The sequence below is a fragment of the Allobosea sp. GW823-FHT02B03 genome (assembly GCF_058797755.1).
On the sequence record NZ_JBXAJY010000004.1, the window covers coordinates 710,940 to 732,195 of the forward strand.

Annotated in this window: 20 protein-coding genes; 11 read left to right on the forward strand and 9 right to left on the reverse strand. The window is 67.4% G+C overall.

Going from position 1 to position 21,256, the window contains the following annotated elements:
- Positions 1-130 precede the first annotated feature (130 nt).
- From AC1REK_RS16950 to fabI, 3 genes are all read left to right on the forward strand, one after another.
- The gene (locus AC1REK_RS16950; protein WP_316017600.1) at positions 131-535 is read left to right on the forward strand and encodes an RT0821/Lpp0805 family surface protein; all 405 of its coding nucleotides are present in this window, start codon (positions 131-133) and stop codon (positions 533-535) included.
- 92 nt (positions 536-627) lie between these two features.
- Positions 628-1,545, forward strand: a complete 918-nt coding sequence (locus AC1REK_RS16955) for a DnaJ C-terminal domain-containing protein (RefSeq protein ID WP_327522168.1) — start codon at positions 628-630, stop codon at positions 1,543-1,545.
- Between the two features lie 202 nt (positions 1,546-1,747).
- Complete coding sequence (gene fabI, locus AC1REK_RS16960) at positions 1,748-2,587, forward strand: enoyl-ACP reductase FabI (RefSeq protein ID WP_327522167.1); 840 nt, start codon at positions 1,748-1,750, stop codon at positions 2,585-2,587.
- Between the two features lie 145 nt (positions 2,588-2,732).
- Here fabI and folK read toward each other — a convergent pair whose 3' ends face one another.
- Genes folK through folP form a run of 3 tightly spaced genes read right to left on the reverse strand, consistent with a single transcriptional unit; the run spans position 2,733 to position 4,454 of the window.
- Entirely contained in the window at positions 2,733-3,260 is a 528-nt protein-coding gene (gene folK, locus AC1REK_RS16965; protein ID WP_492269145.1) for a 2-amino-4-hydroxy-6-hydroxymethyldihydropteridine diphosphokinase, read from the reverse strand.
- Positions 3,250-3,624: a dihydroneopterin aldolase gene (gene folB, locus AC1REK_RS16970; RefSeq protein ID WP_492269144.1), complete on the reverse strand. Its 375-nt coding sequence runs from the start codon at positions 3,622-3,624 to the stop codon at positions 3,250-3,252. The genes folK and folB overlap by 11 nt, the downstream gene beginning before the upstream one ends.
- On the reverse strand, positions 3,621-4,454 hold the full coding sequence (folP, locus tag AC1REK_RS16975) for a dihydropteroate synthase (RefSeq protein WP_492269143.1): 834 nt from the start codon (positions 4,452-4,454) through the stop codon (positions 3,621-3,623). Before folP ends, folB begins: the two co-directional genes overlap by 4 nt.
- Positions 4,455-4,594: 140 nt before the next feature.
- On the opposite strand from folP, the gene AC1REK_RS16980 reads away from it, so the two are divergent.
- On the forward strand, positions 4,595-5,191 hold the full coding sequence (locus tag AC1REK_RS16980) for a histidine phosphatase family protein (RefSeq protein ID WP_327522163.1): 597 nt from the start codon (positions 4,595-4,597) through the stop codon (positions 5,189-5,191).
- 273 nt (positions 5,192-5,464) lie between these two features.
- Positions 5,465-9,472 carry a Pls/PosA family non-ribosomal peptide synthetase gene (locus tag AC1REK_RS16985; protein ID WP_492269142.1) on the forward strand — a complete coding sequence of 1,336 codons (4,008 nt, stop codon included), beginning with the start codon at positions 5,465-5,467 and terminating at the stop codon, positions 9,470-9,472.
- A gap of 26 nt (positions 9,473-9,498) precedes the next feature.
- Here the strand turns inward: AC1REK_RS16985 and AC1REK_RS16990 are convergent, their stop codons facing one another.
- Complete coding sequence (locus tag AC1REK_RS16990) at positions 9,499-10,242, reverse strand: pseudouridine synthase (RefSeq protein WP_492269141.1); 744 nt, start codon at positions 10,240-10,242, stop codon at positions 9,499-9,501.
- Positions 10,243-10,692: 450 nt separating this feature from the next.
- On the opposite strand from AC1REK_RS16990, the gene aroC reads away from it, so the two are divergent.
- Both aroC and ribB read left to right on the forward strand, forming a co-directional pair.
- On the forward strand, positions 10,693-11,811 hold the full coding sequence (aroC, locus tag AC1REK_RS16995; protein WP_492269140.1) for a chorismate synthase: 1,119 nt from the start codon (positions 10,693-10,695) through the stop codon (positions 11,809-11,811).
- Positions 11,812-12,002: 191 nt separating this feature from the next.
- Positions 12,003-13,283, forward strand: a complete 1,281-nt coding sequence (gene ribB, locus AC1REK_RS17000; protein WP_492269139.1) for a 3,4-dihydroxy-2-butanone-4-phosphate synthase — start codon at positions 12,003-12,005, stop codon at positions 13,281-13,283.
- A 177-nt stretch (positions 13,284-13,460) separates the two neighbouring features.
- Here the strand turns inward: ribB and AC1REK_RS17005 are convergent, their stop codons facing one another.
- Complete coding sequence (locus tag AC1REK_RS17005; RefSeq protein WP_492269138.1) at positions 13,461-14,390, reverse strand: histone deacetylase family protein; 930 nt, start codon at positions 14,388-14,390, stop codon at positions 13,461-13,463.
- Positions 14,391-14,631: 241 nt separating this feature from the next.
- On the opposite strand from AC1REK_RS17005, the gene AC1REK_RS17010 reads away from it, so the two are divergent.
- Positions 14,632-15,228 carry a L,D-transpeptidase gene (locus AC1REK_RS17010; protein ID WP_066476183.1) on the forward strand — a complete coding sequence of 199 codons (597 nt, stop codon included), beginning with the start codon at positions 14,632-14,634 and terminating at the stop codon, positions 15,226-15,228.
- A gap of 141 nt (positions 15,229-15,369) precedes the next feature.
- Here the strand turns inward: AC1REK_RS17010 and AC1REK_RS17015 are convergent, their stop codons facing one another.
- Entirely contained in the window at positions 15,370-16,326 is a 957-nt protein-coding gene (locus AC1REK_RS17015) for a homocysteine S-methyltransferase family protein (RefSeq protein ID WP_492269137.1), read from the reverse strand.
- Positions 16,327-16,558: 232 nt separating this feature from the next.
- Between AC1REK_RS17015 and AC1REK_RS17020 the strand changes: the two genes are divergently transcribed.
- The gene (locus AC1REK_RS17020) at positions 16,559-17,179 is read left to right on the forward strand and encodes a TetR/AcrR family transcriptional regulator (protein WP_327522156.1); all 621 of its coding nucleotides are present in this window, start codon (positions 16,559-16,561) and stop codon (positions 17,177-17,179) included.
- Between the two features lie 14 nt (positions 17,180-17,193).
- On the opposite strand, the gene AC1REK_RS17025 is transcribed toward AC1REK_RS17020, so the two are convergent.
- From AC1REK_RS17025 to AC1REK_RS17035, 3 genes are all read right to left on the reverse strand, one after another.
- Entirely contained in the window at positions 17,194-18,084 is an 891-nt protein-coding gene (locus tag AC1REK_RS17025; RefSeq protein WP_492269136.1) for a metallophosphoesterase, read from the reverse strand.
- Positions 18,085-18,114: 30 nt separating this feature from the next.
- The gene (locus tag AC1REK_RS17030) at positions 18,115-18,312 is read right to left on the reverse strand and encodes a hypothetical protein (RefSeq protein ID WP_316017586.1); all 198 of its coding nucleotides are present in this window, start codon (positions 18,310-18,312) and stop codon (positions 18,115-18,117) included.
- Between the two features lie 263 nt (positions 18,313-18,575).
- The gene (locus AC1REK_RS17035) at positions 18,576-19,958 is read right to left on the reverse strand and encodes an aminotransferase (RefSeq protein WP_327522154.1); all 1,383 of its coding nucleotides are present in this window, start codon (positions 19,956-19,958) and stop codon (positions 18,576-18,578) included.
- A 335-nt stretch (positions 19,959-20,293) separates the two neighbouring features.
- On the opposite strand from AC1REK_RS17035, the gene AC1REK_RS17040 reads away from it, so the two are divergent.
- Positions 20,294-20,824 (forward strand): hypothetical protein, encoded by a 531-nt coding sequence (locus AC1REK_RS17040; RefSeq protein WP_492269135.1) that lies wholly within the window; start codon positions 20,294-20,296, stop codon positions 20,822-20,824.
- A 17-nt stretch (positions 20,825-20,841) separates the two neighbouring features.
- A complete protein-coding gene (locus tag AC1REK_RS17045; RefSeq protein ID WP_492269532.1) occupies positions 20,842-21,240 on the forward strand; it encodes a VOC family protein in 399 nt (132 codons plus the stop codon).
- The last annotated feature ends 16 nt before the right edge of the window (positions 21,241-21,256 follow it).

The following is a 21,256-nucleotide window of genomic DNA, read 5'->3' on the forward strand; positions in this document are numbered from 1 at the left end:
ATTTGAGTTGCGAGACATATATAGGCCCGCAGGGCGAGCGGGCCAGAGCCCGTATGAGCGCAGCCCGGTTGCGCGCCGGGCATCCTTCGCCGGGGCGCTGCTGCTGGCGCTGGCTTCGGCCGGCTGCTCGATGTCCTTTCCGATCCTCGGCTTGTCGAGCAAGGCCGAGGACGAGGTCGCCATGACCACCTCCTCGGTGCTGCCGGCACGCGGCGGGCCGGAGCATGGTCCGCTGGTGGCGCTGGCGCCCGATCTCGGCCCGGAGGACTGGCGCCGGGCGGAAGGGGCGATGGCGCTCGCGCTCGACCCGCAAGGCAATGGCGCGCCGGTTTCCTGGGACAACGCCCAGAGCGGCATGAAGGGCACTTTCACCCCGGTGGGCGGGCCCTTCCTGAAGGAAGACGAGATCTGCCGGGCCTTCCTCGCCTCGATGGCGCTGCAGAGCGGTCCGGTCAGGCTGCAGGGTACGGCCTGCCGGCCTTCCGGTGGGGAATGGGCGGTCAAGGACGCCAAGACCTGGAAAGGCGCGGCCTGAGCGCAGTACCCCTGTTGCCAACGCGCCACAGTCACCCCATCTAGGAAGCGCTTCCGGCGTGCCGGGAGACTCAATTCATCAGGGGTGCATGTATGCGTGATCCGTATCAGGTTCTGGGCGTGGCGAAATCGGCGAGCGATGCCGAGATCAAGAAGGCGTATCGCCGCCGCGCCAAGGACCTGCACCCCGACCGCAACCAGGGCGACCCCAAGGCCCAGGACCGCTTCGCCGAGCTGAACGGCGCCTATGAGATCCTCGGCGACGAGGACAAGCGCAAGCAGTTCGACCGCGGCGAGATCGATGCCGAGGGCAAGCCGAAATTTTCCGGCTTCGAAGGCATGGGCGCCGGCCGCGGCGGCGCGCGCCAGGGCGGCTTCGAATACCATTTCGGGCAGGGCGGCTCACCCTTCGGCCAGGGCGGCGATGCCGGCTTCGATCCCGCCGACATCTTCGGTTCGCTGTTCGGCGATGCGGCGCGCCGTGGCGGCCGGGGCCGCGCGAGCCCGCCGCCGAAGCCGCCGGAGCAGAGCTTCACGCTCGAGGTCGCGCTGGCCGATGCGGTCAACGGCGCGACGCGCCGGGTCAAGCTGCCGGGCGGCCGCGAGGTCGAGGTGACGATCCCCGAGGGTGTCGCCGACGGCAAGGTGATGCGCCTGCGCGGGCTCGGCCAGCCGCATCCGATGACCGGCGAGAGCGGCGACGTCTTGATGACGATCAAGGTGAAGCCCGATTCGCGCTTCACCATCGATGGGCATGACCTGCGCAGCCGCGTCGCCGTGCCGCTCGCCACCGCCGTGCTCGGCGGGCCGGTCCATGTGCCGACCCTGTCCGGCGCCGTCGAGATGAAGGTGCCGCCGCTGACCAGCACGACGCGGCAGTTCCGCCTGCGCGGCAAGGGCCTGCCGACCGGCAAGAAGGGCGAGTCCGGCGATCTCTTCGTCGCGCTCGACATCGAGATGCCGGCGGAGGATGCCGAGCTCACGGCGCTGATGAAGGCGCGCGCCGGCTGATCTGATCGCGCCGGGCGAAGTCCTCGCCCGGCCGGCCGCGGCAGACCATAGGTAACCGGGCTGCGCGGTCGGCCGGTTTCGCTTCCCGGCCGAATCCGCCTCTTATCCAAAGCGTTAGAACCGGCCCGCAGCGAAAAGCGGTTCCCAGTTTTCGCCGCCTGCTCTAAGAGACCCTCCGGTTCGTCCAGTTTGAAGGTCTCAGATGGCTGATTCCAGCAGCGCCACCCCCACCGCCAACCTGCTCAAGGGCAAGCGCGGCCTCGTCATGGGTGTCGCGAATAATCGTTCGATCGCCTGGGGCATCGCCAAGGCCGCCGCCGACGCCGGCGCCGAACTCGCCTTCACCTATCAGGGCGATGCGCTGAAGAAGCGCGTCGAGCCGCTGGCGCAGCAGCTCGGCGGCCATGTCGTCGGCCATTGCGACGTCACCGACGGCGCGTCGATCGACGCGGTCTTCGCCGAGATCGAGAGGCTCTGGGGCAAGCTCGACTTCGTCGTCCACTGCATCGCCTTCTCCGACAAGGACGAGCTGACCGGCCGCTATGTCGAGACGACCGAGGCGAACTTCACCAAGTCGCTGCTGATCTCCTGCTACTCCTTCACCGCCGTCACCCAGCGCGCCGAGAAGCTGATGACCGATGGCGGCTCGATGCTGACGCTGACCTATTACGGCGCCGAGAAGTGGATGCCGCATTACAACGTGATGGGCGTCGCCAAGGCGGCACTGGAATCGAGCGTGCAGTATCTCGCCGCCGATCTCGGCCCCTCGAAGATCCGCGTCAACGCGATCTCTGCCGGTCCGATCAAGACGCTTGCCGCCTCCGGCATCGGCGATTTCCGCTACATCCTGAAGTGGAACGAATACAACTCGCCGCTGCGCCGGACGGTCACCATCGAGGAAGTCGGCGAGACCGCGGTCTTCCTCGTTTCCGACATGTCGCGCGGCATCACCGGCGAGATCATGCATGTCGACGCCGGCTACCATGTCGTCGGCATGAAGGTGCCGACGGCACCGGACATCACGCTCGACAAGGGCGAGTGAGCGCAGCCGCGCCGGTCATCGGACCGCGCTGAGCCACGCCGACATTGTCCCGGAGAAGCCGCGTGGCGGCGCTGCTCCGGGATCCATCGGATAAGGTGTCGGGCTTTGTGATGGGCGCCCTGTGCCCGTTTCGCCGTTCGCCGACCTAAAGACGCTGCGGCCGCCCGAGCATGGCCTTCAGCCGCGCCGTCTCCGCATCGTCCCGTTTGACGTCGCTATCCGCGGTTGCCGCCAGCAGCGCGCTGACCTTGAAGCCCCCGATCATTTCATCCGGCGCAATCTCGGCGAGCGGAGCCAGCACGAAGGTGCGCTCGGCGATGCGGGGGTGCGGGATCTGCAGGCCGGGACGGTCGATCATCTGGCCGCCATAGGTCAGGATGTCGATGTCAAGCGTGCGCGGCCCCCAGCGCTCGCGGCGCTCGCGGCCGCTCTCACGTTCGATGGCGAGGCAGAGATCGAGCAGTTCCTCGGCCGAGAGCGAGGTCTCCAGCAGCACCGCCATGTTGCGGAATTCCGGCTGGTCGAGCTTGCCCCAGGGGGCGGTGCGCCAGACCGAGGAGAGGGCCGCCAGCCTGATCGCGTCATGGTCGCGCAGCCGCGTCAGCGCCGCGGCGAAGGCGGAGACGGGATCGCCGAGATTGCCGCCCAGGCCGAGCGTCGCCTCAAGCCTCACGCTGGAAATCCAGCTTGATGCCGACCGATTCCATCCGTCCGGGGATCGGAGGCGAAGGCTTGCGCAGGGTGACCGAGACGCGTGTCACAGGCGGGTATTGCGCCAGGATCGCATCGGCGAGGGCGCGTGCCGCGGCCTCCAGCAGCTTGAAGCGCCTTGCCGAGAAGGTCCGGGTGACGAGCGCGACGACCTCGCCATAGTCGACGGTGTCGGCAAGGTCGTCGCTGACCGATGAGGCGCGCAGGTCGCAGTCGAGGACGAGGTCCATCGAGAAGCGCTGGCCGAGGCGGCCCTCCTCGGCGAAATGGCCGTGATAGGCGTAGAGGTCGAGCGCCTCGATGAAGATCTGACCGGTCGCGCTCATGCCGTCCTCCTGATCGCGGCCCAGATCTTGAGCGCGTCGACATGCTCGTCGATGTCATGGGCCCGGATGATCGCGGCGCCGCGCATCACCCCGTAGAGATGGGCGGCGAGGGTGGCCGCGAGCCGCTCGGCCGGGATCTTCTTGCCGGTGACGAGGCCGAGAGTTGATTTCCGGGAGGCGCCGAGCAGAACCGGGCAGCCGAGCGCGTCCGGCAGCCGGTCGAGCTTCTCGATCAGGGCGAGGTTCTGCTCCGGCGTCTTGCCGAAGCCGATGCCGGGATCGAGGACGATCTGCCCGCGCGGGACGCCGGCGGCGACGGCGATGCCGATCGACTTTTCCAGGAAGCGCAGGACATCGGCGAGGATGTCGATGCTGGCATCGATGCCGTCACGGTTGTGCATCAGCACCATCGGCGCGCCGAAGCGGGCCGCGACCTCGGCGATGGCCGGCTCGCGCTGGGCGCCCCAGATGTCGTTGACGATCGCGGCGCCGGCCTTCAGGGCCGCCTCGGCGACCTCGGCCTTGTAGGTGTCGATCGAGATCGGCACGGGGCTCGCCGCCGCGATGCCGGTAATCACCGGCAGGACGCGGGCGAGCTCGGCCTGCGCATCGAGGCGCTCATGGCCGGGCCTTGTCGATTCGCCTCCGATGTCGACGATCTCGGCGCCTTGTTCCGCGAGCTTCAGGCCATGGGCGATGGCGACGGCAGGATCGGCGAAGAGGCCGCCATCGGAGAAAGAATCGGGCGTGACGTTGACCACGCCCATCAGCAGGGGGGCGGATCCGAGGGCGAGCCTGCGGCCGTCCGGCAAGGTGAGAGAGGTGTTCATGCGGCGACCTGGAGGGGCGAGAGCCGCCTATACACAGGCTGTGCGGCGCCGGCCACCGGAAAGCTCGCATGCGTGTGAGGCAGCCCTGCGGCGCTTTCGCCGCTTTGACGCTGCGGGCGCCAGCGTGCATGAGGCTGCGCATGATGCGCATGTCGATTCCGGGCCGCCTTTTCCTCGTCCGCCATGGCGAAACCGATTGGAACCGCGAGGGCCGCCTGCAAGGCTCGCAGGACATCCCGCTGAATGCGCTCGGCCGGATGCAGGCGGCGGAAGTCGCCGACCGTCTGCGGGCACTGAAGCCGGAATTCGCGACAAGCGCCTATGTCGCCTCGCCGATGCATCGGGCCCGCGAGACGATGACCATCTTGCGCAACGAGCTCGCCCTGCCGCCGGAGGACTACCGCATCGACGAGCAGCTCAAGGAGCTGACCTTCGGCGAATGGGAAGGCTTCACCTGGCGCGAGATCCGCAAGAGCGAGCGCGAGCTGGCCCAGGCGCGCGAGCGTGACAAATGGGGCTTCGTGCCGCCGGGCGGCGAGAGCTACCGCATGCTGGCGGAGCGCATCCGCCCGTCGCTCGAGGCGATGGCGCCCGATACCGTGATGGTGAGCCATGGCGGCGTGGCGCGCGCCGTGCTGGCGTTGATCGGCGCTGTCGACCCGGCGGAAGCCGCGAAGGTCGAGATCTGGCAGGGCAAGATCCTGGTCGTCGAAGGCGACAAGGCGAGCTGGAAGTAACCGAAAGCCAGGCTCCGAGAGGAGCCCTTAACCGCGTTTCGGCTTGTCCCTCCGGCGTTCATAGGGCATTCATCGCGGACCGAGCAGTTACGCTCGCCGGGGAGCCGCGCGGCTGCGGCGTTCATGGTCAGGGTTCGAGCGGGCGCGGGCGCGAAGGGGATGCGTCCGCATCGGCATGGATGAAGGTGCGGCTTAGCCGCCGGAGGCCGGGATGCGCAGCGGGTTTTCCGGAGCCCGACCGCACGGCGCCGGTCGCTGCCGTTGCGGGGCAGAATGAACGAGATCAGCGCAATTCCGGCCGATGATCCTGCCAAGGGCGCCCGGCCGCTGGCGATGCTGGCAGGCGAGAAGCTGCCCGAGCTGATCCGCGACGAGGTGCTGGCGGAGATTTTCGCCGCGACCGTCGCGAGCCGTCCCGACCATACAGCGATGATTTCCGGCGCGCGTCGTCTCACCTACGCGCAGGTCTGGGAGCAGGCCCAGGCGCAGGCGCGCGGGCTGGCTCTCGCCGGCATCGGCCCGGGCGACATGGTCGGGCTCTGGATGTCGCGCGGCATCGATCTTCTGGTGGCGCAGATCGCGATCACCCTGTCCGGTGCCGCCTGGCTGCCGTTCGATGCGGAGGCGCCGGTCGAGCGCATCACGACCTGCCTCGACGATGCCAGCGCCAAGGGGCTGGTGACGCAAGCGGACTGGAAGGCGAGGGCGGCCGCTACCAACCGCACGGTCTGGTCTCCGCAGGAGCTTGCGGCTGCGAGCGACGGCACCTTGCCGCCGGCCCGCCCGGCCGGGCTTACGCCCGACCATCCGGCCTATCTGATCTACACCTCGGGCTCGACCGGCGTCCCGAAGGCGATCGTCATCAGCCATCGCAATATCTGCCACTTCCTGCGCTCCGGGAACGTGCTCTACGGCATGGGGCCGGACGACATCGTCTTCCAGGGCGCTTCGGTCGCCTTCGACCTGTCGATGGAGGAGATCTGGACGCCCTATCTGGCCGGCGCGACGCTCTTCGTCGCCTCGCCGGAGATGATGGGCGATGCCGAGAAGCTGCCGGCGATCCTGACCGAAGCCGGCGTCACGATGATCGACACGGTGCCGACGCTGCTCGGCATCCTCCCGGCCGACATTCCGTCTCTGCGGCTGATCATTCTCGGCGGCGAGGCGCTGCCGCCGGCGGTCGTGCAGAAATGGTCGAGGCCCGGCCGGCGCATCCTCAACAGCTATGGGCCGACCGAGGCCACGGTGGTCGCGACGGCAGCGCTGGTCGAGCCCGGCGAGCCGGTTACGATCGGCCGGCCGATCCCGAACTACACCGCCTACATCGTCGACGAGGAGATGAAGCTGACCGGCGTCGGCCAGCAGGGCGAATTGCTGATCGGCGGGCCCGGCGTTGCCAAGGGCTATCATTTGCGGCCCGAGCTGACGGCCGAGAAGTTCATCGCCAACCCGTTCGGCGGCACTGACGATCCGATCCTCTATCGTTCGGGCGACGCGGTCAGCCTCGACGAGAACGGCAATATCGTCTTCCACGGTCGCATCGACGACCAGGTCAAGATCCGCGGCTTCCGCGTCGAGCTCGGCGAGATCGAGACGGCATTGTCGGATGAGGCCGGCATCGGCCAGGCGGCGGTCGTTCTGCGCGCCGATGACGGCATCGAGCGGCTGGTCGCCTTCCTGGTCGGCGAGCCCGGCGTGCAGCTCGAGGGCGCGGTGCTGCGTGCCTCGCTGCGCGAGAAGCTGCCGCCCTATATGATCCCCGCGCATTTCGAGCCGATCGGCTCGCTGCCGCGCATGGTTTCGGGCAAGGTCGACCGCAAGATGCTGAAGGCGGCGCCCTTGACGGCGCCGGCCGCGAGCGGCGAGCAGGAGCCGCCGCGCAACGAGACGGAAGCGACACTGCTCGACGCCGCCAAGCGCGTGCTCGGCGCCCAGGCCCTCCCGCTCGAGGCGGATTTCTTCGTCGATCTCGGCGGCCATTCGCTGCTGGCGGCGCGCTTCATCTCGATCGTGCGCGAGACGCCGGCGCTGGCCGGCATCACCCTGCAGGACGTCTATGGCGCGCGCACCTTGCGGGCGATGGCCGAGCTGCTCGACAGCCGCGGCGCACAGGTCGCCGAGGACCTCTCCTTCACCCCGCCCTCGCTGCTGCGCCGCTTCCTCTGCGGCCTCGCCCAGGCGGCGGCGCTGCCGATCATCATCAGCCTGTCGACGGCGCAGTGGCTCGGCATCTTTGTCAGTTACATGCTGCTTTCGGGCGAGGAACTCTCGCTGGCGGGGCAGGTCTTCGCGCTGCTCGGCATCTATGTCGCGATCACCATCTCGACCGGATTCATCGCGATCGGCCTGAAATGGCTGGTGCTCGGCCGGACCAAGCCGGGCGTCTACCCGCTCTGGGGCGTCTATTATTTCCGCTGGTGGTTCGCCTCGCGCGTCGCCGGGCTCGTCCATATCAAATGGCTGCAGGGCACGCCGGTGATGCGCTTCTACTGGCGCCTGCTCGGCGCCAAGGTCGGGCGCGACGTCATCATCTCCGATTACGAGGCCGGCGCTGTCGACCTGATCGAGATCGGCGACTATACAACGCTCGGCTCCAAGACGACCTTCGCCAATGCGGAGGCCGTGGGTGCCAGCCTGATCATCGGGCGGATCAAGATCGGCAAGGACGTCTATGCCGGCTCCTCCGTGGTGTTCGGCCATGACTGCGTCGTCGGCGACCATGCCGAAATCGGCGACCTGACCCCGATCGCGCCCGGCATGACGGTCGGCGAGGCCGAGATCTGGGATGGCTCGCCGGCCCGCAAGACCGGCATGGTCGACGTCGCGGCGCTGCCCGAGCAGGCCAGGGCCAGCACCGGGCGCCGCGCCGTGATGACGCTGTTCTACATCATCATGCTGATCGTGCTGCCGCCGATCAGCCTCTTGCCGATTTTCCCGGCCTTCTGGCTGTTCGACAAGATCGACAACTGGGTCGCGACCTGGTCCGAAGTCAGCTATCTCTGGTACCTGCCCTTCCTGACCTGGCCGACGGCCATCGGCCTGATCTCGATCACGGTCTTTCTGATCATCGCGCTGCGCTGGCTGATCCTGCCGCGCGTCAACTCCGGCACCTATTCGATCCATTCCGGCTTCTACGCCCGCAAATGGACGGTGGCGCTGGCGACCGAGGTGACGCTGGAGACGCTCTCCTCGCTGTTCGCCACGATCTATATGCGCTTCTGGTACCGGATGATGGGCGCCGGCATCGGCAAGGGCTCGGAGATCTCGACCAATCTCTCCGGCCGCTACGACATCACCGGCATCGGTGCCGGCAACTTCATCGCCGACGAGGTGATCTTCGGCGACGAGGACATGCGCCGAGGCTATATGCGGCTCGACCTGACGAAGACCGGCGACCAGGTCTTCGTCGGCAACGATGCGGTGGTGCCGCCCGGCGCCGTGATCCCCGACAAGGTGCTGATCGGCATCAAGTCGAAGCCGCCGGCGAACGAACTGATGTCGCCCGGCGACACCTGGTTCGGCTCGCCGCCGATCAAGCTGCCGACCCGGCAGAAGGTCGATCTCGGCGCCGACTGGACCTACAAGCCCTCGCTCGGCAAGAAGCTGGCGCGGGCCGGTTTCGAGGCGCTGCACACCTCCTTCCCGGCGATGCTGTTCATCACCTTCGGCACGATCGCCGTCGATCTCGTGCTGCAGCAGAAGATCTTCGACCGCGACTGGGTCGGCCTCGGGCTCGCCTTCATGGGCTGCGCCATCGTCATCGCCATCATGCAGGCGCTGATCTGCGCGCTGATGAAATGGCTGCTGATGGGCGTCTACAAGCCGGTGATGAAGCCGATGTGGTCGTTCTGGGCGATGCGGACCGAGGCGGTCTCGGTGCTGTATTGGGGCCTCGGTGGCAAGGTCCTGTTCGACTATCTGCGCGGCACGCCCTTCCTGCCCTGGTTCCTGCGCCTGTTCGGCGCGCAGTACGGGCAGGGCGTCTGGCTCGACTCGACCGACATCACCGAGTTCGACTGCATCAAGGTCGGCGATTTCTGCACGGTCAACGCCCATTCGGCGCTGCAGACCCATCTCTACGAGGACCGGGTGATGAAGGTCGGCCGGGTTCATCTCGGCAAGGGCGTCTGCGTCGGTGCCGGAGCGACCGTGCTCTACGACACCCATGTCGGCGACTACGCGCAGATCGGCCTGCTGACCGTGATCATGAAGGGCGAAAACATCCCGGCGAACACGCGCTGGGAAGGCGCCCCGGCCGTGCCGGCCAAGGCGGCGCATTAGGGGCGCTGAAGCCGGCGCAGGGCCGCTCAGAGATTGCCGAGCGGCAGCTTGATCTCGTCCGGACGCAGGGGGCGCACCGCGCCTTTCGGGAGGTCGCCCAGCGGCAGGGCGCCGATGCCGACACGGACGAGGCGCTGAACCTTGGCGCCGGCCGCCTCGACGATCCTCCGGATCTGGCGGTTGCGGCCCTCGTCGATCACCATCTCGACCCAGGCATTGCGCCGGCCGTGGCGCAGCAGGGTTGCGGCCCGGGTCGTCAGGCGTTCCTCGCCGTCCGTGGCGCCGGCCCGCAGCCGCGCCAGCATCGCCTCGTCGGGAACGGTGTCGATCTGGACGTGATAGGTCTTCTCGACGCCGGAGGCGGGGTCGAGAATAGTCTGCGCCCAGCGCGTGTCGTTGCTCATCAGCAGCAGGCCCTCGCTCGCCTTGTCGAGCCGGCCGACCGGGGAAAGGAAGGGCAGGTCGAGCCCCTCCAGGCAGGCGTAGACGGTCTCGCGTCCTTCCGGGTCGTGGCGCGTCGTCATCATGCCGCGCGGCTTGTTCAGCATCAGGTAGACGCGCTGCTCGGCTGCAATCGCCTCGCCGTCCACGACGATCCTGGCGCGGCCCATGTCGAGGCGCAGCGACGGATTGCGGGCCGGCCGGCCATCGACCCTGACGCGGCCGTCGAGGATCAGGCGCTCGGCTTCGGTTCGCGAGCAGTAACCGAGCTTGGAAAGGGCGCGCGCGAGGCTGACGGGTGCCGGACCCGTGCCTGGGAGTGGGGGCATGATCTGCGTTCCGGCCGGGCAGGACTGGCCTGCCGGCGCCCGCGCGAGGCGCGGGTAGAGCGAGGTTCGGCGGAGGCGCGCGGATACGGAGCCCGTGCGGCCTTGGCCGATCTGATGCGGAGAGTGGGTCCGTTTGCGACGTCCGTGGAATGCGCGTCGTGGCCGGCCCGGGCCACTTCCCCGAACGCAGCGCCTGTCGGCTGGCTCGGGGCTAGGCGCCCGCGATGATGACACTCCCGGGGCGCCAGGAGCGCGGCAGGATGCAGCTCTTGCGCTTCATCGGCCGCTAGAAGCGCCAGCATAGCGCGGCTGTCAACGTGCATGGTGCCGCAGGAAGCGAAGTTCGAAAGCGGCGTGGGCCGGTCGTTGACCCGCTGCGATGCTGACCTAAGGGTTTCGCGACCGCGCAATCCGGCCTATGAGCCCAAGGCGAAAACACGTCGGGTTCCCATGTCGCACAACAGCTTCGGCCATCTCTTCCGCGTCACCACCTTCGGCGAAAGCCATGGGCCGGCCATTGGCTGCGTCGTCGATGGCTGCCCGCCGCTGATCCCGATCACCGAGGCGGAGATCCAGCTCGAGCTCGACCGGCGCCGTCCCGGCCAGTCCCGCTATACGACGCAGCGCCAGGAGCCGGACGAGGTCCGCATCGTCTCCGGCGTCTTCGTCGACGAGGCCAGCGGCGAGCAGGTCACCACCGGCACCTCGATCGGGCTGATGATCGACAATGTCGACCAGCGCTCGAAGGACTATTCCGAGATCAAGGACAAGTACCGGCCGGGCCATGCCGATTTCACCTATGACGTGAAGTACGGCATCCGCGACTATCGTGGCGGCGGGCGCTCCTCGGCGCGCGAGACGGCGATGCGGGTCGCGGCGGGTGCGATCGCCCGCAAGGTCGTGCCCGGCCTCAAGGTCCGCGGTGCGCTGGTGCAGATGGGGCCGCACAAGATCGACCGCGACAACTGGGACTGGGAGGAGGTCGCGCGCAACCCGTTCTTCTGCCCCGATGCCAAGGCCGCCGCCTTCTATGCCGATTATCTCGACGGCATCCGCAAATCCGGTTCCTCGATCGGGGCTGTGCTCGAGATCGTCGCCGAGGGTGTGCCGGAGGGGCTGGGCGCGCCGATCTACGGCAAGCTCGATGCCGATATCGCGGCGGCGCTGATGAGCATCAACGCGGTCAAGGGCGTCGAGATCGGCGAGGGATTTGGCGCCGCCGAGCTTTCCGGCGAGGACAATGCCGACGAGATGCGCGCCGGCAATGACGGCAAGCCGCTGTTCCTGACCAATCATGCCGGCGGTATCCTGGGCGGCATCTCGACCGGCCAGCCGGTCGTCGCGCGCTTCGCGGTGAAGCCGACCTCGTCGATCCTTTCGCCGCGCGCCACGGTGACGCGCAGCGGCGGCGAGGCCGAGATGTTCACCAAGGGCCGCCACGACCCTTGCGTCGGCATCCGGGCCGTACCGGTCGGCGAGGCGATGGTCGCCTGCGTGCTGGCCGACCATTACCTGCGCCATCGCGGGCAGGTCGGAGTGGTCGAGCCGCGCTGGCCGTTCGGGCGCTGAGGATTGCCGTCATTCTCGGGCGAAGCGCAGCGCAGACCCGGGAATTTCAGGACGAGAAGGCGCAGACCCGAGCCTCCTCCGGCAAGAGATGGTCGGTCAAACCCGACCATGACGGACGCTCGATTTCAGTATCACTGAAATTTGTGTGACGCTTCATTGCAGGCGAAGGGTTGGCGTACTAAATTGACGCCATGAAACTCGACGCCTGGCTCCAGCAGCAGAAGATCGGCCGCAGCGCCTTCGCGCGCCAGGCGGGCCTGTCGCCCGCGAGCGTCACCGCGCTCTGCAACGATCCCGATGCCTGGATCTCGCGCGAGAGCGCCGAGCGCATCGCCGCCGCCACGGGCGGAGCCGTCACCCCCAACGATTTCCTGGGCCTGCAGGGCCCCCGCGAGGCCGCCATGACCCAGAGCAATGTCGCCGAGACCATTGAAGCCTTCGCGCGTGGCGAGATCGTCATCGTCACCGATGACGATGATCGCGAGAACGAAGGCGATCTGATTGTCGCCGCCTCGCTCTGCACGGCGGAGAAGATGGCCTTCATCATCCGCAACACCTGCGGCATCGTCTGCGCGCCCCTGACCGGCGAGGAAGCCCGCCGCTTGCGACTCGACCCGATGGTGTCCTCCAACGATGCCCCGCTCGGCACCGCCTTCACCATCACGGTCGACGTCAAGCACGGGCTGACCACCGGCATCTCGGCCGAGCAGCGCAACAACACCGTGCGCGCGCTCGCCAACGGCAATATGGGCGCCGCGGATTTCGTCCGCCCCGGCCATGTCTTCCCGCTGATCGCCAAGGAGGGCGGGGTGCTGATGCGCTCCGGCCATACGGAGGCCGCGGTCGATCTCTGCAAGCTCGCCAATCTGCCGCCGGTCGGCGTGATCTGCGAACTCGCCAACGACGACGGCACGGTGATGAAGGGGCCGCAGATCGCCGCCTTCGCCGAGAAGCACAAGCTGAAGCAGATCACCGTCGCCGACCTGATCGCCTATCGCCAGGCGCGCGAGAAGCTGGTCGAGCGCGTCCACTCCTTCCCGGTCAAGACCGAGTTCGGCGAGATGACCGGCCATGTCTATGTCACGCCCTTCGACGACACCCAGCACTTCGCCTTCGTGATGGGCAAGCTCGGCGATGGCGAGAAGGTGCCGGCGAGGCTCCACCGCGCCAATGTCGTCGCCGACGTGCTCGGCGGCGCCTCCTCGATCCAGTGCGCGCTGCGCCGTTTCCAGAAGGAGAGCCGCGGCGTCCTGGTCTATCTGCGCGACGGTTCGGCCGGCGTGCCGATCAAGAGCGTCGAGGAAGGCTCGGATGCCGTACGCTTCCAGCAATGGCGCGAGATCGGCCTCGGCGCCCAGATCCTGCGCGACCTCGGCGTGGCCTCGATCGTCAACCTGGCCTCGACCTCGCGCTCCTTCGTCGGCCTCTCCGGCTTCGGCATCGAGATCGCCGAGACCGAGCCGCTGGAATAGGGCTTAGCGCTGTCGGAAGTCCAAGGGTTCAAGCCCTCAACCTGAGGAGCGGCCGCAGGCCGCGTCTCGAAGGATGATCCAGCTGGTGCCGCAGTCTCCTGAAGGATCCTGCGAGACGCCGCTTCGCGGCTCCTCAGGATGAGGCTCTACGGTGTGATTCCCGAATAATCGGAGCGCTCACCCCCGCATCAGCGCCATGACGTGGGCGGCGACCGATTTCGACAGGCCCTCCAGATCGTAGCCGCCTTCCAGGATCGAGACGAGCCGGCCGCCGGCGTGCCGGTCGGCCAGCTCCATCAGCTTCTGCGTCGCCCAGGCGAAGTCGGGCTCCTTCAGGTTGAGGTTGGCGAGCGGGTCGCGCCAATGCGCGTCGAACCCGGCCGAGATGATCACCAGATCGGGCCGGAAGGCGGCGATCCGCGGCAGGACCGCGTTTTCGTAGGCATCGCGGAAGACGTCGCTGCCGTCGCCGGCGCGCAAGGGAGCGTTGACGATGTTGCCGTGCTCGCCGCGTTCGGAGGCGGCGCCGGTGCCGGGGAAGAGCGGCATCTCGTGGAGCGAGGCGTAGAGCACGCTCGGATCGCTCCAGAAGATCTCCTGCGTGCCATTGCCGTGATGGACGTCCCAGTCGAGGATCGCGACCCGCTCGACACCATGGACCTTCTGCGCATGTCGCGCGGCGATCGCGGCATTGTTGAAGAAGCAGAAGCCCATGGCCCGGTCGCTCTCGGCATGGTGGCCGGGCGGGCGCATGGCGCAGAAGGCGTTGGCGGCGCGCGCCGTCATCACCTCGTCGACCGCATGCACCGCGGCGCCGACCCCGTGCAGGGCAGCCGACAGGGTGCCCGGCGACATCGAGGTGTCGGCATCGATATGGACCATGCCGTTCTGAGGGGACGCCTCGACGACGGCCTGGGCGAAGCGCGGCGCATGGCAGAGCTCGACCTGCGCCAGCGTGCCCTCAGGGGCGGTGACGCGCTGCAGCGTGGCGAATCGCTCATCCTCAAGCGTGCGCTCGACCGCGCGAATCCGATCGATGCGTTCGGGATGGCCGGCCGGCGTCGCATGCTGGAGGCTGGAAGGGTGGCTGATCAGGAGCGTCGTCACGCGCAGAATTCTCCAGGGCAGGGTATCTTTGGGTCACGGGACGCCGAAGGCGTGACCATATTGTCACTGCAACGCAGCAAGAAGCCAAATCGCGCCGAAATCCCGGAACTTCGTTGCGCAGCCGACGTTGTCGCCGTAAGTCTGGGCTCCGTTCCGGGCCTGGCTTGCGTCTGTCGGGTCACCGAATCTTAACGATCCATTCATCATAACAGACGCTGTCCTGGCGTCGTCGGTGGAAGTCATGAAGCGGTCTCTCGTTGCTGTGCTCGGCGTGTCCGTCCTTCTCGGCGCGTGCCAATACAAGACCGTGAATGCGCCCTCGCTCTCGGCGCGCGATGCCGAATACATGGCGCTGGTGCCGAAGTTCGAGACGCAGATCACGCACATGCCTTATGAGATCACCGATCCGACCGGCGAGGCGCCGGGCACGATCGTGGTCGATACCACAGAGAAGTTCCTCTACTTCGTGCTGCCGAACAAGAAGGCGATCCGCTACGGCGTCGCTACGGGCGACGAGGCCTTCGGCTGGACCGGCACCGCCGTGATGCAGCGCAAGGCGGAATGGCCGCGCTGGACCCCGCCAGCCGAGATGATCGCGCGCTGGCCGCATCTGGCGCCACGCGCCGGTGGCATGGAAGGCGGGCCGGACAACCCGCTCGGCGCCCGCGCCCTCTATCTCTACCAGAACGGCAAGGACACGCTCTACCGCATCCATGGCACCAACGAGCCGGAGACGATCGGCCGCTCGGCCTCCTCGGGCTGCATCCGGATGCGCAACATCGACGCGATCGACCTCTACAATCGCGCCGAGGTCGGCGGAAAGGTCATCGTCCGCTGAGGCGAGTGCCTTCGGGCGCGGCCCGCCCGATTTACGAAATCAGCGAAGCCGGCACCGATCCGCCCGATCGGTGCCGGCTTCGGCTTTTGTGGACCTCTTGATCAGCTCTTGCCGCCGAGTTGACCGTCCCCGTTCGAACTTTCAGGCGCTCAGCCTGACCGGCTCGATGCAATCCTCGCAGATCGCCGCGACATGGCGATGGTCGGTGCCACAGCAGCCGCCCAAGATACGCATCGTCGGGAAGCGTCGCGTCAATTCACCGTAGCGGCGGCCGAAATCGACGGGATCGCCGGCATCGAGTTCGGTCGAATCGTCGAGCTCGGCATGGCTGCGCGCCGAGGCGTTGGCGCGGACGCCATGGACGCGCCGAACCCAGGCCTCGCCGGCTTCCAGAGCCTGCGTGAAATGGCTCGGATGAGCGCAGTTGATCATGTAGTAGGCCGGAGAGCCGTCCGTCGCCGTCTCGACGGCCTCGATCGCCCCGCGCAATGTCGCGCCGGTCACTAGCCGCCCGTCGGTCTCGACCGTGAAAGAGATGGCGCAGGGCATTTGCAGGCGCTTCGCGGCCTGGGCGATGCCGATCGCCTCCTCGACATGGTTGATCGTGAACGCCGCGACCATGTCCGCTTCCGTCGAAGCGAAGGTCGCGATCTGCGCCGCGTGATAATCCTCGGCCTCCGCCACACTCGTCCGGTCTGCCCGGTAGCCGTCGCCCCGTGGCCCGATCGCCCCGGAAATCACGCAGGGCATGGACGGCGCTTCCCAGAGATCGCGCAACTCGACGAGCAGGGCGATCGCGGCCCGGTTCACCGCGGCAAGCCGCCCGGCATCGTAGCCGAGCTTGCGGCCCCAGTCGGGATTGGCGCGCCAGGTCGCGCTGTCCAGCACGAAGCCGACGCCGCGGCCGCGCGCCATGGCGAGATAGCGTTCGTAGTAGTTGCGCAGATGGAAGCGCCCTTCAGGCGTCTCCAGCAGCACGCAGGAGGCGAAATGGGGAAGCTCCATGCCGTCATGGAAGATGAAGGTCGTCTCCATGCCGCCATCGCTGAGAAAGATGCCGCCGTCGAGCTGCGGCAGTCCGTGCCTGTACCTGGCCATCAAACCCCTCCGTCCGGTCTGGTTTCGGCAACCGGCCAGTCGGCGGTTGCGTGCAGGGGTTATCGCTCCCGGGGCGGCCCGGGTTCTAGAAGTCTCGTGGTCCAGTCGCCGGGTGGATAATTCTCTTCACGTTTCCATGGGCTTGCGGTGTGTCGACCGGCGCGGGGCGCTTTTTCCCTAACCTGCCGGCGGCAAAGGCTGTACCCTCGGTACAGCCGAGAGGAGCCGCGCCATGAGCAAAGGCACCGCTACGCGCGAGAGGATCATCGCCATCGCCGAGGCCGGCGTCCTCAGCAAGGGCTTCGGCGCGACCTCGATCGAGGAGGTGATCGCCGAAGCCGGGATCACCAAGAGCGGCTTCTTCTACCATTTTCGCGACAAGAACGAGCTCGCCCGCGAGATGCTGCGGCGCTATGTCGAGGCCAATGACCGGCTGTTCGACGAGATCTTCGCCCGCGGCCGGGAGCTTGCCGACGATCCGCTGCCGGCCTTCCTGATTTCGCTCAAGCTGCTCGCCGAGCTGATGGACGATTTGCCGAACGGCCATCCCGGCTGCCTGATCGCCAGCATCTGCTATCAGGAGCGCCTGTTCGACCGGGAGGTGCGCGAGATGACGGCGGCCTCGGTACGCAGCTGGAATGCGCGCTTTCGCGGCCTGCTGGCGGAAATCGCCGAGCAGCATCGCATGCGGGAGCCCGTGCTCCTCGATGATCTCGCCGAAATGCTCTCCTGCGTGATCGACGGCGGCATCATCATGTCGCGGACGCTCGGCGATCCGAGCCGGCTGGCCCGTCAGGTGCTGGCCTATCGGGGCTTCGTCAAGCTGCTGTTCGCGCCGGAAACGGCGCATTGAGGGCAGGGCGTCGCCTAACCGAGTTCGACCAGGACGATCTCTGGCGGGACGCCCAGCCTGAGCGGCAGCTTGCTCGTTCCGACCCCGCCCGAGACGATCAGGTTGCGGCCGCGCTCGACGACGTGGCCGTAGGCATAGCGGTTGCCGTAGTGCGAGGGCACGATCGGCGACCAGCCGAGGATTCGGACCTGCCCGCCATGGGTGTGCCCCGAGAGCGTCAAGGAGACGCGTGCGGGCACGCGTGCGAAGATGTCCGGCTCATGCGCCATCAGGATCACCGGCGCGTCGTCGTCAATCTTGGCGAGGGTGCCGGCGAGATCGTGGATGCCGCGGCGCTGACCCCGGCGCGGCCGCAGGAAGGCAAGCTGGTCACCGAGGCCGGCGACCCAGAGCGGGCCGGCCTTGGTTTCGAGCCGGAGCGCGTCATTCTCGAGCACGGGAATGCCGACCGCCTCGAGAGCGAGCCGAACCTCGGTCGGGCCGCGATAGTCGCGCTGGGCCCTGTCGTCGTGCCACCAGTCATGATTGCCGAGCACGGCGAAGCGGCCATGGGGGGCCTGCAAGCGGGCGAGCTCGGCCGCCCAGGCCGCCTCGGGCGGGTCGTCCCGCCGTTTCGACCGGCTGGCGATGAAGTCGCCGAGCAGCAGGATGAGATCGGGCCGCAGGAGATTGGTCAGGTCGACGATCTCGCGCACGCGCGAGACCGGCACATGCGGGCCGCCGACATGCAGATCCGAGATCGCGGCGAGGCGAAGCGATTTGCCTTCCGGCCAGCCAGTGGGCTTCACTCGGTAACGCGTCACGCCCTGATGGGCGGGCTCCCAGGCATAGGCATAGCTGCCCAGCCCGAAGGCGGACAGAAAAAGACCGGCGAGAGTTTGAAGAACTCTGCGCCGGTCAGGCATGGAGGGTCTCGGTAGAAGGTGGTGCTGTGGTCAATCTTCAGAACCGCCGCGCAGGATCGCCGGAACGTCCCTGTGCTGCGAGGTCAACGCGGCAGGTGCCCAGCGGGTTCCCGCCAGAATGGCAGGAATCGCGATCGGGCGAAAGCGTGACGCATAGGCCTCACGCGCGGTGGCATCGTGAAAGCTGGCGCTGCGCGGTGCCTTGGACTGTGGCTTTTGCGAAGACATGACTCTCGGTTCCATCTGGGCCTGCCGGCGGTTCCTGGCCGCCGACCTGGTCAATGTCGCAGCCGATCGGGTCCTGTCGGCGGCGGCATCGTGAAAACATCGTGACGTTTTCTGCGTCACAACGAGGCCTTGGTCAGCTTTGGTGCGGTTTCGCTGGAGGCGGCCGAGAATCCGCGCCGGGCGCCTTCGCGGGAGGCCGGTCCCCCAACGAAAATGCCCGCCACGAGGGCGGGCATCGAGATTCTCGTCTTGCAGCGCCGGCTTCAGGCAGCGAGCAGGCCTTCGGCCTTGACCCAGTCGAGCGTCTTGCCGAGCGCCCGCTCATAGCGGTCGAACATCTCGTCGATCTCGGCCTCGCTGATCACCAGCGGCGGGCAGAAGGCGACGCGGTCGCCGCCCATGGCGCGCAGGATGACGCCTTCTTCCTGGGCGAAGGATACAGACTTGGCCGCGACGGCCTTCTTGGCCTCGAACTGCGCCTTGCTCGCCTTGTCCTTGACGAGCTCGATGCCGCCGATCAGGCCGACGCCGCGGGCCTCGCCGACGAGGGGATGCTCGGCCAGCTTGCCGAGGCGGGCGAGGAATTTCGGCGAGACCTGCCGCACGCGCTCGATGATCTTGTCGCGCTGGTAGATCTCCAGCGTCTTGACCGCAACCGCGCAGCCGACCGGGTGGCCGGCATAGGTGTTGCCGTGGCCGAAGGTGCCGATCTTGCGGCTCTGGTCGACCAGTACCTGGTAGACGGGCTCGCTGACCATCACGGCGCTGAGCGGGAAATAGGCCGAGGTCAGCGCCTTGGCGCAGGACAGTGTGTCGGCGTTCATCTTGTAGGTGGTGGTGCCGAACATCTCGCCGGTGCGGCCGAAGCCGGTGATGACCTCGTCGGAGATGAACAGGATGTCGTACTTCGCGAGCACGGCGTTGATCGCCTCGAAATAGCCCTCGGGCGGGGTCACCGCGCCGCCGGCGCCCATCACCGGCTCGGCGATGAAGGCGGCGACCGTGTCCGGCCCCTCGCGCTGGATCATCTCGTCGAGCTCGGCGGCGAGCCTCGCCGAGAAGTCGAGCTCGCTCTCGCCGGGATGGGCGAAACGGTAGTGATGCGGGCAGGAGGTGTGGAGGATGCCGGGGAGCGGCAGGTCGAAATCGGTGTGGTTGGCAGGCAGGCCCGTCAGCGAGGCCGAGGCGACGGTGACGCCATGATAGCCCTTCAGCCGCGAGATGATCTTCTTCTTCTGCGGCCGGCCGAGTGCATTGTTCATGTACCAGACCAGCTTGACCTGGGTGTCGTTGGCATCCGAGCCGGCGGAACCGTAGAAGACCTTCGAGATCGGCACCGGCGCGATCTCCTTCAGTTTCTCGGCGAGCTCGATCGCCGGATCATGGCTGCGGCCGGAGAAGATGTGGGTGAAGGGCAGCTTCTTCAGCTGCTCATAGGCGGTCTCGGCCAACTCGTCGTTGGAATAGCCGAGCGAGGTGCACCAGAGCCCGGCCATGCCCTCGATATAGTCCTTGCCGGCGGTGTCGTAGACGAAAACGCCCTTGCCGCGCTCGAGCACGAGCGGGCCGACCTCGCGATGCGTGGCCAGGTTGGTGTAGGGGTGAATCAGCGTCTCGATATCGCGCACGGCGAGGTTGGTCAGCATGCCCGGCTCCGCTTCCTTATGGGATCTTTATGCGAGCATAGCCCCGCAGCCGCGCAAGCGCTGAGCGATTTTCTTGCAGATCGCGGCAGAGTCTGGCGCAGGGCGGATCAGGCTCTCCGGAATTGCAAGGCGGCCTGCCCGCACCTCCCGGTCGTCTCGGGCAAACGCGAGAACGGGCCCGGCCCGCGACCGATGCCAGAATGTTCAGGCACGTGCCTGCCGAGCAGTGGGTGTTTCCGAGAAAACGACGGAAGGCTTGCTTCGATCGCTTCTAAATTGCCTTGCCAGCCGCAGCAGTGATGCGCATGGTTTCGCGCTCTTCGACGAGGTCTTGCATGATCGATCCCGCCAGCATGGCGAATCAGCCGGCGCCTGGCCGCGATTGCGGCAGTTGCACGTTGTGCTGCAAGGTCTACGACGTGCCGGCGGTGGAAAGCGTTGCCGGCAGCTGGTGCAAGCACTGCCTGCCCGGCAGGGGGTGCGGCATCCATGCGACGCGGCCGCAGCATTGTCGCGCCTTCTTCTGCCTATGGATGACGCAAGGGTTCCTGGGGCCGGAGTGGAAGCCGGACAAGGCCCGCTTCGTCTTGACGATGGACCCGACGACGAACTGGCTGTTCGTCCAACTCGATCCCGGCGCGCCGCAAGCCTGGCGCAAGGAGCCCTATCTTAGCCAGTTGCGTCGCTGGGCGGCGGCCGGGAACCGCCCGGTGATCGTCTTCCTCAACAAGTCAGCGACCGCCTTGCTGTCGACGCATGACGTGCCGCTCGGCGTGATCGCCACCGATGAAAGGCTGGTGCTGCGCGAGGAGTTGGCGGGTGGGCAGCGGCGCATGACCGTGACGAAGGTCAAGGCAGCGGCGTGAGCCAGTCGGACCGGCCGATGCTGCACCATCTCTCGCTCGGTGTGGCCGATATCGAGCGCGCGTCCGCGTTCTACGATGCCGTGCTCGCGCAGCTCGGCTATGTCCGGGTCTGGAGCGACCTTCGGCCTGGTGAGGACAATCAAGCCGTCGGCTACGGCGCTCCGGGGGGCGGAGACGCGCTGGCTCTGAAGCACCGCCCGGACGGGCAGCGCGCGCCGGGGCCGGGTTTCCATCTCGCTTTCGCGGCGCCGGATCACCAGGCGGTCGCGGATTTCCATCACGCGGCACTCCTGCATGGTGGGCGCGACAATGGCGCGCCCGGCCTGCGGGCCCATTACGGCCCGAACTACTATGCGGCCTTCGTCGTCGATCCCGACGGGCACCATCTCGAAGCCGTGTTCAACGCGGCCGTCTGATCGTCGCCGGAGGAGG